The organism is Culturomica sp. (assembly GCF_003524185.1).
Taxonomy (GTDB): Bacteria; Bacteroidota; Bacteroidia; order Bacteroidales; family Marinifilaceae; genus Culturomica; species Culturomica massiliensis.
Genome location: NZ_DOED01000039.1, coordinates 54,436 through 67,506, shown reverse-complemented (window position 1 = coordinate 67,506; position 13,071 = coordinate 54,436). Strand labels below are relative to the sequence as shown.

Annotated in this window: 10 protein-coding genes; 6 read left to right on the top strand and 4 right to left on the bottom strand. The window is 45.9% G+C overall.

The genetic code is table 11. The features are described from left to right. Positions 1–127: 127 nt before the first annotated feature. The gene (locus tag DD657_RS13445) at positions 128–3,274 is read right to left on the bottom strand and encodes an efflux RND transporter permease subunit (RefSeq protein ID WP_287050370.1); all 3,147 of its coding nucleotides are present in this window, start codon (positions 3,272–3,274) and stop codon (positions 128–130) included. 158 nt (positions 3,275–3,432) lie between these two features. After that, on the bottom strand, positions 3,433–4,542 hold the full coding sequence (locus tag DD657_RS13440) for an efflux RND transporter periplasmic adaptor subunit (RefSeq protein WP_287050369.1): 1,110 nt from the start codon (positions 4,540–4,542) through the stop codon (positions 3,433–3,435). A gap of 184 nt (positions 4,543–4,726) precedes the next feature. On the opposite strand from DD657_RS13440, the gene DD657_RS13435 reads away from it, so the two are divergent. The 6 genes from DD657_RS13435 (at position 4,727) to DD657_RS13410 (ending at position 9,352) form a co-directional block, all read left to right on the top strand. After that, positions 4,727–5,281 carry an RNA polymerase sigma factor gene (locus DD657_RS13435; protein ID WP_287050367.1) on the top strand — a complete coding sequence of 185 codons (555 nt, stop codon included), beginning with the start codon at positions 4,727–4,729 and terminating at the stop codon, positions 5,279–5,281. A 7-nt stretch (positions 5,282–5,288) separates the two neighbouring features. Next, positions 5,289–5,714: a hypothetical protein gene (locus DD657_RS13430; RefSeq protein WP_287050365.1), complete on the top strand. Its 426-nt coding sequence runs from the start codon at positions 5,289–5,291 to the stop codon at positions 5,712–5,714. Continuing rightward, on the top strand, positions 5,704–6,780 hold the full coding sequence (locus DD657_RS13425) for a hypothetical protein (protein ID WP_287050362.1): 1,077 nt from the start codon (positions 5,704–5,706) through the stop codon (positions 6,778–6,780). The genes DD657_RS13430 and DD657_RS13425 overlap by 11 nt, the downstream gene beginning before the upstream one ends. A 227-nt stretch (positions 6,781–7,007) precedes the next feature. Next, the gene (locus DD657_RS13420) at positions 7,008–7,553 is read left to right on the top strand and encodes a hypothetical protein (RefSeq protein ID WP_118774134.1); all 546 of its coding nucleotides are present in this window, start codon (positions 7,008–7,010) and stop codon (positions 7,551–7,553) included. 41 nt (positions 7,554–7,594) lie between these two features. Then, positions 7,595–8,596, top strand: a complete 1,002-nt coding sequence (locus DD657_RS13415) for a sensor histidine kinase (RefSeq protein WP_287050358.1) — start codon at positions 7,595–7,597, stop codon at positions 8,594–8,596. A 3-nt stretch (positions 8,597–8,599) separates the two neighbouring features. Next, complete coding sequence (locus tag DD657_RS13410; RefSeq protein WP_068691019.1) at positions 8,600–9,352, top strand: LytR/AlgR family response regulator transcription factor; 753 nt, start codon at positions 8,600–8,602, stop codon at positions 9,350–9,352. 164 nt (positions 9,353–9,516) lie between these two features. On the opposite strand, the gene DD657_RS13405 is transcribed toward DD657_RS13410, so the two are convergent. Then, positions 9,517–10,866, bottom strand: coding sequence for an efflux transporter outer membrane subunit (locus DD657_RS13405; protein ID WP_021989252.1), 1,350 nt, complete (start codon positions 10,864–10,866; stop codon positions 9,517–9,519). A 397-nt stretch (positions 10,867–11,263) separates the two neighbouring features. Then, positions 11,264–12,907, bottom strand: coding sequence for an ABC-F family ATP-binding cassette domain-containing protein (locus tag DD657_RS13400; RefSeq protein ID WP_021989251.1), 1,644 nt, complete (start codon positions 12,905–12,907; stop codon positions 11,264–11,266). Between the last annotated feature and the right edge of the window lie 164 nt (positions 12,908–13,071).

Below are 13,071 nucleotides of genomic sequence, written 5' to 3'. Positions count from 1 at the left end.
ATATTAAATAAGTCGGTAGATTTGTAATATAAGTCAGAACCGAACAGCCCCCCGGAAGTTTGAAAAACCGGAGGGGCTGTTTATTAGGTGTGATCGTGGGGCTGATCTTGCGACCGGCTGCCTGGGGTCAGATCACAGAATTGGTGTCCGGCGGCGTTTTTTTGTTGCGGGTGAATTTTTCCTGTAGTTCCTGCATAAGTTTGTAGAAATTGGGGATAAACAGGGTACCGACGAGGGCGGTCATAAGCATGCCGGCGAAAACGGCGATACCGAGGGAGATGCGGCTGGCGGCTCCGGCTCCGGAGGAGATAACCAACGGGAAGGTACCGAGGATAAAGGCAAAGGAGGTCATCAGTATCGGGCGCAGGCGGACACGGCCCCCTTCCAGTGCGGCTTCGTTGATGGATTTGCCGGCGGCGTGGTAATCGCGGGCAAATTCGACGATGAGGATGGCGTTCTTGGCCGTCAGGGCGATAAGGAGGACGATACCGATCTGTGTGTATACACTGATAGGCAGGTTCATCACCATCACCCCGATAACGACGCCCAGCAGGGCGATAGGGAGTCCCATGATGACAGCGGCCGGATTCGTCCAGCTTTCATATTGGGCAGCCAGAATAAGATAGGCGACGAGAATTGCGAGAATAAATATCAGGCTCGTGCTCGAACTGGAATTTTCTTCCTGATAGGCCATGGACGTCCATTCGTAACCGAATGAGGAGCCGGCCTTCTCTTTGATCAGATTACCCATAATTTCCAGTGCCTCTCCCGAACTGTAACCGGAAGCGGCAGAGCCCGAGATAAGAGCCGAAGTATAGGTGTTGTAACGGGTCAGGTTTTCTGCCCCGACGCGGCTTTCTACCGTAGTAAAGGCCGAAAGGGGAATCATATCGCCCTGGGCGTTTCTGACATTCAGCCGGCGGATATCCCCGATCAGGGCCCGGCTGTCGGGAGCGCCTTCGACCTTCACCTGGTAAGTGCGGCCGAATTTTACGAAATTATTGACATAAGAAGAGCCGAGGAACACCGTCAGCGTGTTGAAAACATTGCTGATCGGGATTTGCATCATTTCTATTTTGTTCCGGTCGATATTGAGGTAATACAAGGGAACATCGGCACTGAACATCGATTCCACAGAAGCCAGGCCGGGGGTTTGTGCGGCGGCTACCATGAGCTCATCCGTCATTTTTTGGAGTTCCTGCGGACCGTAATTATTGATATCCTGGAGCATCACTTCAAACCCGCTGCTTTCCCCTAATCCGGGGATGGAAGGCGGCAGCACGGCGAAAGTCAGGGCCTCCGGTATCTCGAAATGGGCGAGCATATTGAATTTGTCGACAATAGCCTGGGCACTCATGCCGGGGGCTTTACGTTCGTCCCAGTTTTTCAGCATGACGAAAACGGTGGCTGCATTGGAGGCATTGGCACCGCTCATGACTGAAAAGCCGTTGATCGTGATATAGGTTTCTACACCGTCGATGCGGTTGATGATGGCGGCGGCTTTTTCAAGGGCTGTCTGGGTCTGTGAAGAAGAAGCGGCATCCGTAAGCTGCATAAAAGCCAGGAAATAACCCTGGTCTTCTTCCGGCAGGAAAGTACGCGGCCATTTCAGGAATCCCCAGAAAGCAAAGAAAGAAATAACGAAAAATACGATGAGGGTAAGTATGGATTTACGCATAAAGCCCCGGATGACCCAGGTGTAACCGTTGGTTGTTTTTTCAAAAAAACGGTTGAAAGCTTTGAACAGGAAAAACCGGGTCGGTTGTTTCGGCTTGAGAAAAAGAGCGCACAGTGCAGGACTCAGGGTAAGGGCGTTAAAGCCGCTGATAACCGTCGATATGGCAATCGTCAGGGCAAATTGCTTGTAAAGTTGCCCCGTGATGCCTCCGATAAAAGCTGTGGGTATAAATACGGCCAGCAATACAAGCACGATGCCGATAACAGCGCCCGACACTTCTTTCATGGCCTGGTTGACGGCTTCCTTGACGGTATTGTATTTCCCGGTTTCGATCAGGCGGTAGCTGTTTTCAACGATGATAATGGCGTCGTCTACCACCAGTCCGATGGCCAGTACCAATCCGAATAGGGTCAGCGTATTGATGGAAAACCCGAATAGTTTCATAAATGTGAAAGTACCGACCAGAGATACGGGGATCGCAATGAGTGGAATCAGCATCGCCCGCCAGTTTTGCAGGAAAAGCAGGATCACCAGCAGTACGAGTATGAAAGCCGTGATAAGCGTACTGTAAATACCGGCGATGGAAGTCCGGATAAACTCGGTTGTATCGAGGGTGACGTTATAATCGATACCCTGCGGGAAATAAGTAGCCAGATGGTTCATTTCCGTTTTTACCCGCTCGGAAACATCGAGGGCGTTTGCTCCGGGAAGCTGATAGATGGCCAGTGCAGCTACAGAACCGCCTTTTAATTGGGCGGTAGTACTGTATGTTTCGCGGCCGATCTCAATATCGGCAATGTCCCGCATACGAAGGTATTTCCCGTCGGGAAAGGCTTTGATGATGATATTACCGAACTCTTCTTCATTGACGAGCAAACCCTGGGTTTCCAGTGTATATTGGTAGGCTTCTTTGTGTTGCAGCGGTTCGGCGCCGACACTTCCGGCCGCTACCTGTATATTCTGGCTCTGTATGGCCGCAAGGACATCGTCGGCTGTGATTCCGCGGATGGCCAGCAGATCGGGATCGAGCCAGATGCGCATACTGTAATTCCCCATACCGAAAAGACTGACATTACCCACACCTTTAACCCGTTCCAACTGGTTGACGATATTCAGATCGGCATAATTCGACAGGTAAAGGGCGTCGTAATCGGGAGAGCTGGTGGTCAGGGAGATAAACATGACGACATTGGTCGATTCTTTGGTCGTCGTCACCCCGATCTTGGTAACTTCCTGCGGTAAGGTCGGTAAAGCGATATTAACGCGGTTTTCAACCAGGACGGTGGCCATATCGAGGTCCGTACCGACTTCGAAAGTAATGGTCAGTTGATAAGAGCCGGTGCTGGAAGATGAGGACGACATGTAAAGCATTCCTTCGACGCCGTTGACTTGTTGTTCAATGGGAGTGCCGATCATATTGGCAATCGTCGTTGCATTGGCTCCCGGATAAGAAGCGCGTACGACAACGGTCGGCGGGGTAATGGAAGGATATTGCTCGACAGGCAGGCTGTTCAGGGAAACAAGGCCTGCAATGACGATCAGTATCGACAATACGGTGGCAAATATCGGGCGGTTGATAAAGAAAGTGCTTATCATGATCTGGTTATTGAATTTGAATCGTGTAAATTGAAAAATCGTAAGTTAATCCGTAATCGGGGGCAACGTGCATATAGATTTTAAATGGCCGGTTTTAGATTAAATGATCCTGATAATAAACCGGTTGGACAAACAATTTAAAACCTGTAATTAAAACATCATTTATTTTTAGGTTTGATCTGCATGCCGGGGCGTACGCTCATAAGGGCATCCACAATATAACGGTCGCCGGGACGTATACCGCTGACAATTTCGCGCATCCCGTCCGGTTCGAGCACACCGACGGTGACGGGTTTAAGCTCGACCCGGTTGTCCGTTCCCAGGATATAAACAAACCTTCCTGTTTGGTTTGTGCCGATGGAGGTTTCCGGGATAAGCAAAGCATTGCTTACGTAGCGGTAGGGGACATGTATCTTGACGTACATGCCGCTCAGCAGTTGTTGTTCCGGATTATCTATAATGGCCCGGACGCCGACTGTCCCTGTTTGCAGGTCGACATTCGGCGAAGTATAGTCGAGCTGGCCTTTCCATTGGTGTTGCGGATTGGCGGCATCACTGACGGTCAGAAACCGGAGCGAATCGTTCGTCGCTTGCTTTGTGCCGGTTGCCGGCAGATTGAGGTATTCCGGGTAGGCCATATTGAAATAAGCGTACATTTGCCGGTCCTTATACATCGTGGCGAGGGTTGTGGGACTGACCGAACCGGCAACAAAATTGGCACGGTCTACCAGATTCCGGGTTACCTTCCCGTCGAAAGGAGCCTTGATATAGCAGTAATTGAGATTGATACGGGCTGTATTGAGCTGAGCCTTGGCATTTTGCAAATCGGCGAGGGCCGAGTTATAAGAAGATTCCGATTGCAGGTAATCGATCTCGCTGACCGCTTTGGTACGTACGGCCTCCTTCATCTTTTCAAACGAGGCCTTGGCATATGCCAATTGGGACTCGGCGGTATTCACCCCTGCTAAGGCTGCATTCACCTGATCCTCGTAGGGTTTGGGTTCAATGATGAAAAGGGTTTGCCCCGCTTTGACTTCCTGGCCGGGAGTGTAACCGACTCTTTCGAGAAAACCGGAGACCCGGGCTACAAGGTTTACAGTTTGCTCCGCTTCGAGATAGGCCGGATATTCGTAGCTGTACACAACATTACGGGTTTGGGGAGTATTTACCGGGATTTCCGGTAACGGCATTTGTTCCCGTCCTTCTTTTTTAGTGTGACATCCTGCCGCCAGACAGAAAAAAATTGCGATTAAGATATAGGCTTTCATCATATAAGTTTTTGCCCTCATATACGTCATCCGGCTTTAGAATGTTCAGTTATGAATCATACCCCGGGACTGAAATGATCCGGATGTGGCGGGTGCTTTTCTGTGATTATTTTATAAAATCTGTCTTTTTTTTCGACTTATCGCCGATTCGGACGTTACATTTGTGAATCATTGATAATAAAACATGAATCAGGAGCGCGAACAACAGTTAATCAGGCAAAGCGTGGGGAACGACACAGCGGCTTTCGGCCGGTTGGTTACCGAATATCAATATTATGTCTTCAGGCTTGCTTTCCGCCTGCTCTGTAATACTGAAGAAGCCCGGGATGCAACACAGGAAGTGTTTATCCGGGCCTGGACGCATCTGGCGCAATTTAAGCCGCAGGTGAAGTTTACGACCTGGTTGTATAAGATAACGGTAAATTTGTGTTACGATCAAATGCGGCAGCAGCGACGGCAATCCGGTTTGATAGCTGCGGGACAACAGGAAAAGGCGATGGAAGTTCCGGTAGAAGAAGATACCGGACAAAATTTGGAAAATCAGGAACTGATAACTCGTATCACCCGGCTGACCGGGGAACTGACACCCAAGCAAAAACTGGTGTTTACACTTTGGGATCTGGAAGGAATAGATCCGGAAGAAATTAAATTAATCACCGGGATGAGCAGTGCAAAAATTAAAAGTAATTTATATCTGGCCAGAAAATATATTCGTCAACGAATCAGTAAAATCTTATAAAAAGCAAATGGAAAATACAGATAAACAATACGATCGGACGATCGGAAAAATCAGGGAGATGCAACCTGTCCTGGAACACCCGGAAAAACTCTCCCGGCAGATTATGGAGCATATCGCTACCCGTTTGCCGGAGCATGCGGCAGCCGGCAGCCGGTTCGGCATCATCCGTATGCTGTCCGGAGTGGCGGCAGCCATGGTGATCGGTTTATTCGTTTATGAATTAACGAAACCCTTTCCGGTTCTTCGTGAGGCTGCGTATGCCGGTATAACCGGACAGCTGGACCGCTTTATCGATCCTGCTTCCCCGATACCGGAAAAGATAAAGCAATATGCCGCTTTCCGGCAGGCGCAGGAAGCCAGAAAACAACAGCGGGAAGAATTTTATTTCAGCTCCCGGATGTCAAACTTAAAAAAACAAAGCCATGAAAAATAGTATCTTTATAATCAATCTGTTTTTAGTTTTTTTATTATGCTCTTGTGACAAACATTACGAAATGCTGACCCGGATAAACCCGGACGGTTCCTGTTTCCGGCAGTTCCGGTTAACGACGAAAGACTCTGCCTTCTTAGCGGGAGACACGGCCCGCAATCCCTTCCCCGTCCGCCTGGATGACGGTTGGCAGGTCTCGGTGTATGATTCGGTAAGCGGCGGATTACAGCCTTGGCCATTGCAGCATTTAAAGAGTCCTGCAGCTGCTTCGGCAGTTGTGGCCACCTGTCACTATGCTTCGGTTGAAGAAATGAACCGTAACTTTCGGTTTGACCACAGTTCATGGAAAAACATAAAACCGGAAATCACATGGAATAAATCTTTCAGGTGGTTTTATACCTACTATACTTTTTCAGAGAAATATACCCGTTATCCGTCGCAGGATCTGCCTGTCCCTTTAGGAGAATACCTGACACCCGAAGAGCAGATACTCTGGTTTCAGGGGGATCCTGCTGCCTGTCAGGGGATGAATGGTTATGAGATGTATGAATACCTGGAACAGATACAGGAAAAAGCTGAAACCTGGGGAAAGAAATCTTTGTTTGTCATGCAGTATTCGGTGATTCAGGATTTCCTGGCCTCCAGGCCTGACAATCTCTGGAGCGGCCGTTTGTCCCAGGCCCGGGATTCTATTTTTATCCTCAATAAGGATAAATCTGATTTTTGGTCGGATAATTTGGCTCCTTTCCTGGATCAGTATTTCCGGACCGGTTATTTTTCGGAAGAATACCGGAAAAATCAGCGGGTACTCGATTCCCTTTCTGATGCTGAATCGGCCGTACTCGAATTGTTCGAACCCCATATCAAATACGAATTGGTCATGCCGGGTAAAGTTGTTTCAACCAATGCGCCGCATTGTGAAAACGACAAATTGACCTGGCAACTGAATGCCTATCGCTTTCTGCCGGCCGATTATATCCTGACAGCCGAATCCCGCCGGTTAAATCTCTGGGCAGTAATATTGACCCTGCTCTTGTTAGGCGGTATAACTTATATATTTCGCCGTTAAATGCTGGCATCATAAGGAGGAGCGTCGGTACACGCTCCTCCTTCATAATCCAAAATAGGTTGTTCTTATACAATTGGGAGGTGTGAAATAACAACTTGGTTATCTGAAACGACAACTCTGCAATTATTATTTGTCCGTGTGTTCTTCATACTTTTATTTTACTTCAGAAATCCGTCCGACTGCAGGTCGGATTGGTAAATTGAGGTATAACATTAAAAATGAAAGACATGAAAAAAGTAACGGCTTTGCAGATGAATTTTATTTGGAGGGTATGTGCGGCACATTTTATCGCTTATTTTACAGCAGGTATATTGGCACTGTTTTTCCTGGATTATAAAACACATTTTTCCTCGGAATATTTATCATCAATGATGAAGCCGGTGGAGTCTCCTTGGGTTATGCTAGGGCCTTCATTTCAATTATTCAGAGGCATAATAATTGCGTTGGTGTTATTGCCGGTGCGTGGCTTTATCTTTGAAAAAAAGGGTTTTATAAAATTAGCCTGGTTGGTTTTAGGATTTTCTTTTATTTCTACAATCGGACCTGCCCCCGGCTCTTTTGACGGATATATTTATACGCTACTGCCGGTATCTTACCATTTGGGTGCTATTCCCGAAGCCTTGTTATACACTGTTCTTTTCTCGGGAATTATATCGCTTTGGTATAAATTTGAACGGAAATATATTACGATTATTTCCGCTATATTTATATCGCTGATTTTATTTATGAGTATTGGGGGCTTTTTGGCATCAGGTAAGGCTATAGGAGTGTAATATAAAACGTGTTTATGTCCGGAAAATACAGAAAAATAAAGATGATTATAGCAGTACTACTGTTTAGTATCATTTATACATGGTTTATAAAACGAGGCGAAGGAACTGATATTTTCGATACATCTGTCATCGTAATTACGGTATCCAATATATTTACCGTTTTATTCATCGTAAGTCTGTTTTTTAAAATACAGGCCGATAATATAAAGAAGCCGGTCAGCGAATTAAAAAAGAAACTGATTCCTTCATTTGTATTTTTTGTGTTGTCGGCAGTTGTTGTTTCTTTGTTTATTTTCAGTTTAAGTGATTATGTATTGTTTCTGCTTAAGGGATGGGATACCCGTAATTTTGTGGAAAATTTACTCTATAAGGATATTCCGGGGACATTCTCGTCTCTTTTTATCGGAATCTTTGTGGCATCGGTTATATTTTTCTACGAGATATGGCGTCAGTCCATTAACCGGGAACAGAAATTGAGGGAGGAGAATTTAAGATTCAGATATGGAAATTTAAAAGCTCAGGTCAATCCCCATTTCTTGTTTAACAGTTTGAATACACTTTCTGAAATGGTGTATGAAGATGCCCGGAAAACAGATATTTGTATTCAGAAATTAGCTTCTGTTTATCGTTATATACTTGAAAATGAAAATGTAGATTGGGTACCTCTGGATGTGGAAATTGAGTTCGTAAAAAATTATTTTGGTTTACGAAAAGAGCGTGACGGGGAGAAGATAACGTTGGAGATCAGGATAGAAAATCCGGGGAAATTTAAAATAATCCCCATATCCTTGCAGATATTGGTTGAAAATGCGTTAAAGCACAACATCGCTTCGCAAGCCCGGCCTTTGGAAATAAGTATTTATCGGGAAGGGAGGTATATTGTAGTTGCCAATACAATGAATAGCAAAACTGTATTGTGTCGTCCTTCGGGTATAGGATTAGCAAATCTTCGGGAAAGGATAAAATTGGTCATGGGTAAAGAAATCGTCATTAATCAGGAAAATAGTCGTTTCATTGTCAAACTGCCTCTTGAAAATAATTGAATTATGAAAGTATTGATTGTAGAAGATGAGCAGCCCGCTGTGCGGAAACTGGTTCGCTTATTGGAAGAAGTCGATCCGGCAATTGTGATTATCGGTGTCCTCTCGTCTGTTGAGCAGGTTGTAAATTGGTTTTCGGTTAATACGCCTCCCGATTTGGTATTTATGGATATACAACTGGAAGATGGTATTTCTTTTGAGGTATTTGACCTGCTTGAAATAAAAATTCCGGTAATATTTACAACGGCCTATGACGAATATGCCTTGAAAGCATTTAAGGTCAACAGTGTGGATTATCTCCTTAAGCCGGTAGGATTGGAAGAATTAAAAAAAGCGGTTGACAAATTTAATACGATCCATCGGTTGAATATGGGATATACGCGGCTTGAAGCAATAATTAAAGAATTGTATCCGGTACGTAAAGAACGTTTTATGGTAAAAATAGGGGAACATTACAGGTCAGTTCCTGTATCTGCAATCAGATGTTTTTATATAGCGGAGCGTTCCACTTTTATTTTTGATGACACCGGTAAAAATCATCCTGTAGATTATTCACTGGACAAAATCGGGCAGCTTGTCGATCCCGGTTTGTTTTTCAGGGTAAACAGAAACTTTATTATTGCTTATAATTCAATCGGGGATATCATAAATTATTCTTCCAACCGTTTAAAAATAATACTTTACGGATGGGATAAAAAAGAGAATATATTGGTTAGCCGGGAGCGGGTCGCTTTATTTAAAGCGTGGATAGACAGATGATATTCCGGAAGCATTCCCCTTATGCGGCTTTGTCCTGTCGTTTTCCGGGTTTTGCATGATTCATTGATAACGTGAGGCTGCTGTGTCGAATTTTAGATTTTAGATTGTTGATTATGTCCACAATTCTCCCCTGCCCGAAAGAGAATCGTAAATCGTCAATTGCTTTAGTTTTCCCAACCGCCTCCCAGGGCCTTATACAGTTGGATCAGATAAAGCAAGGTAGTGGCTTGGGCACCGACCAGGGTATTCTGGTAATTCAGTACATCCTTTTGTGAATCGAGCACGTTTTGGTAGTCGGATAGGCCTTGCTTATAGAGAGTGAGGGCCAGGTTCAGGGTTTCCTGTGCCTGTTCATAGGCCTGGCGGTCGGCCGACAATTGCTCCTGGGCTTTGGCATAGGAATAAAGGGCGTCGTCCACTTCCTGCAAAGCGGTGAGCAGGGTGTTGTTATAATCATTGATACCTTGTTCTAGCTGCAATTGGGCAATGCGGGTCGTTTCGTTCAGTTGCCGTCCGCTGAAAAAAGTCCATTTCATACTGGGACTGATTTGCCAGTCCATATTCTCTCTGCGGAAAAATTGCTTGAACTTATCCGAACCGTATCCGAAACTTCCGGTGACATAAAATTTGGGGAACCAATCGGCCCGGCTGGCACCGACGGCTGCCGAAAGTGCGTCCATCGTATTCTCGGCCGCTTTTACGTCCGGACGGCGGCGGATAAGATTGGCCGGAATGCCCGTGATCAGGATGTTTTGGTTATCCGGAAGGGGGGCTATGGCCCGGAGTGCCTGTCGTAAACTGTCGTTATATTCTCCGGTAAGGATACAAATGGTGTTGATCTGATTCGTAATCGTCGATTCGATTGCCGGGATCAGGGAGGCTGTTTGCAAATAAAGGCTTTTGGCCTGGGAAAAATCGAGTTGTGAGGTCAGTCCGGTTTTAAAGCGGGTTTCGGTCAGATCGAGAATCTCTTTTTGGGATTCTAGGTTCTGGCGGGCCACCTGCCATTTGGCCTGATAATTGCGTAAATTGATATACGACGAGGCAAGCTGGGCTGTAAGAGATACCAGGGCGGCACGGTAATTTTCTTTCGAGGCATAGTAATATTCTTTTTGCGACTTTACATTTTTGCGTATACTCCCGAAAACATCGATTTCCCAGTTCATTTCAAGCTGGGCCTGGCCGGTGTAATTCCGTTCATTGATGTGCTCTATGCCGAGGCTGTTTTTTTCGGGGCTATAGGATGCTGTGGCGCTTAATTCCGGAAACCAGGCGCTCTGTTGTACCCGGGTTCGTTTTTTGGCAATATCGATATTGCGCAGCGTATTTTGCAGATTGTAATTGTTGCGGGTGGCTTTCCGGATCAGGCTGTCGAGGGTCGGGTCGCTGAAAAGACGCCACCAGCCGTCTTCTGTCGGCAATTGCTGTTCTAAATTCAGCGTCGTGTAGTGCTGTGCTTTTGCGGGGATCAGCAAACCCATATAAATCAGGCAGAAGAAAAATGTGTTTCTCATGGTATAAGTGCTTCATTAGTATTTGTTCGCTACATCGCTACATCGTAACTATAATTATTTGAGCAGATTACAGAGCCCGAACGTAAAGCTGAATAAGTCAGCGTACTTGTTTTGTTCTTTTCTGTAAATCCGGACAAGATCCTTGTGTGAAAACTATACGGAAACCGGGCTGAAAAGTTTATGGATAAACCGGTTTATAACAAGCGGCCGGGATCGTATTTCCGCTATCGGAATACAGCCCCGGCCGTTATAAATAAAATCGTGAAGAGGTCCTGGTTTGTCGGATAAAGGAACCGGTTTCACGGATATTCTTTTCAGAAATCTGTTGTTTGCTTCTGGAAAAAGTAATTGAAAATCAAAAATATACAGCTACCGCTGAAATAAATAATTTTATAACCTATTTGGATTGCCGTTCGATCTCCCGTAAATTTTCCATTTTTTTCTTCCGGAGGAAGCCGTTGATATCTTCCAGGTGTTCGGTTACTTTCCGGTTGCCGAATTCATATACCTTTGTCACCAGGCCGTTGAGAAAATCGCGGTCGTGTGAGACGACAATCACCGTGCCGTCGAAGTCCAGCAAGGCATTTTTCAGTATATCCTTGGTTTTCAGATCGAGGTGGTTGGTAGGCTCGTCGAGGATCAGCAAATTCACCGGCTGCAACAGCAATTTGATCATAGCCAGCCGGGTACGCTCTCCTCCCGACAACACTTTTACTTTTTTGTCGATATCATCCCCGCTGAACATAAAAGCCCCCAGTAAATTTTTGGTATTGCTTTTCAATTCCAGAGGGGTCACGTCGTCAACCGTCTGAAAAACAGTAAGGTCTTCATCCATCAGCGAAGCTGCATTTTGGGCAAAATATCCGATCTGGGCATTGTGGCCGAGTGTCAGTTTGCCTGTGTAATCGGTGATTTCTCCCATAATACATTTCACCAAAGTGGATTTTCCTTCTCCGTTACGTCCCACAAAAGCTACTTTTTCCCCCCGTTGTATCGTAAAGCCGGCGTGATTGAACACCTCATAATCGCCGTAATGCTTCGACAAATCTTCTGCAATCACCGGATAGCTGCCCGAACGGGGGGAAGGAGGAAATTTCAGGCGTAAAGCCGACGTATCCTCTTCGTCTACTTCCAGGATTTCCAGTTTTTCGAGCATCTTCACCCGCGATTGTACTTGCAGGGTTTTGGAATACGTGCCTTTAAACCGTTCGATAAATTCTTTGGTTTCGGCAATCATTTTCTGTTGTTCGTCGTAGGCTTTTTGCTGTTGTGCCCGGCGGTCTTTACGCAGTTCCAGGTATTTGGAGTAATTTACTTTATAATCGTAAATCCTTCCCATCGTCACCTCTATTGTGCGGGTCGTGATATTATCAATAAATGTCTTGTCGTGAGAGATCACAACAACAGCTTTCCCGTTGTTTATCAGGAAATCTTCCAGCCATTGGATCGAATCGATATCCAGGTGATTAGTGGGCTCGTCAAGCAGCAGGACATCCGGATTTTTCAGCAACATTTTGGCCAGTTCGATACGCATGCGCCAACCGCCGCTGAAATCACGGGTTTGCTTATGCAGGTCTTCACGTTTAAAGCCCAGGCCCAGCAATGTCTTTTCTACGTCCGCTTCAAAATGGGTGAGGTCGATACTGTAGAATTTTTCACTGAGGGCCGAAACCTCTTCGATCAGTTTGTAGTATTCCGGCGAATCGTAATCTGTCCTTTCCGTCAATTGGCGGTTCAGGTCCTCGATTCTTTTTTCCATTTCAAACAGGTGGGAAAAAGCCTGGGAGGCTTCTTCATACACTGTCCGTCCGTCTTCCGTCATCAGGTGTTGCGGCAGGTAGGCGATTACAGTGTCTTTGGGGGCAGTCACATTCCCGCGGGTAGGCTTCCGGGCCCCTGCCAGAATTTTCAGTAAGGTCGATTTTCCTGCTCCGTTCTTGCCCATAAGGGCGATACGGTCTTTCTCGTTAATCTGAAATGAAATATCTTTAAAAAGGGCTCTGTCCCCGAATTCTACTGTAAGTCCGTCTACTGAAATCATAATGTAAAATCTAAAATCAAAAGTCCGGCAAAGATAGGAAAAAAGAAACAGGCTGCAATACGAACATGGACAGACCCCTGTTTTGTACTCATTCCCATTGGGATAGGAACGCCGGAGAATTGTTTTTCAGTGTCGTCCTGGCTGGTTAAAACGTTCGTTTTTAT

What these genes read in the sequence shown, in the direction of transcription:
- DD657_RS13420 (WP_118774134.1), top strand. Translation starts at nt 7,008, where the DNA reads ATGAAAAAAGTAACGGCTTTGCAGATGAATTTTATTTGGAGGGTATGT.
- DD657_RS13445 (WP_287050370.1), bottom strand. Translation starts at nt 3,274, where the DNA reads ATGATAAGCACTTTCTTTATCAACCGCCCGATATTTGCCACCGTATTG.
- DD657_RS13415 (WP_287050358.1), top strand. Translation starts at nt 7,595, where the DNA reads ATGATTATAGCAGTACTACTGTTTAGTATCATTTATACATGGTTTATA.
- DD657_RS13410 (WP_068691019.1), top strand. Translation starts at nt 8,600, where the DNA reads ATGAAAGTATTGATTGTAGAAGATGAGCAGCCCGCTGTGCGGAAACTG.
- DD657_RS13435 (WP_287050367.1), top strand. Translation starts at nt 4,727, where the DNA reads ATGAATCAGGAGCGCGAACAACAGTTAATCAGGCAAAGCGTGGGGAAC.
- DD657_RS13425 (WP_287050362.1), top strand. Translation starts at nt 5,704, where the DNA reads ATGAAAAATAGTATCTTTATAATCAATCTGTTTTTAGTTTTTTTATTA.
- DD657_RS13405 (WP_021989252.1), bottom strand. Translation starts at nt 10,866, where the DNA reads ATGAGAAACACATTTTTCTTCTGCCTGATTTATATGGGTTTGCTGATC.
- DD657_RS13440 (WP_287050369.1), bottom strand. Translation starts at nt 4,542, where the DNA reads ATGAAAGCCTATATCTTAATCGCAATTTTTTTCTGTCTGGCGGCAGGA.
- DD657_RS13400 (WP_021989251.1), bottom strand. Translation starts at nt 12,907, where the DNA reads ATGATTTCAGTAGACGGACTTACAGTAGAATTCGGGGACAGAGCCCTT.
- DD657_RS13430 (WP_287050365.1), top strand. Translation starts at nt 5,289, where the DNA reads ATGGAAAATACAGATAAACAATACGATCGGACGATCGGAAAAATCAGG.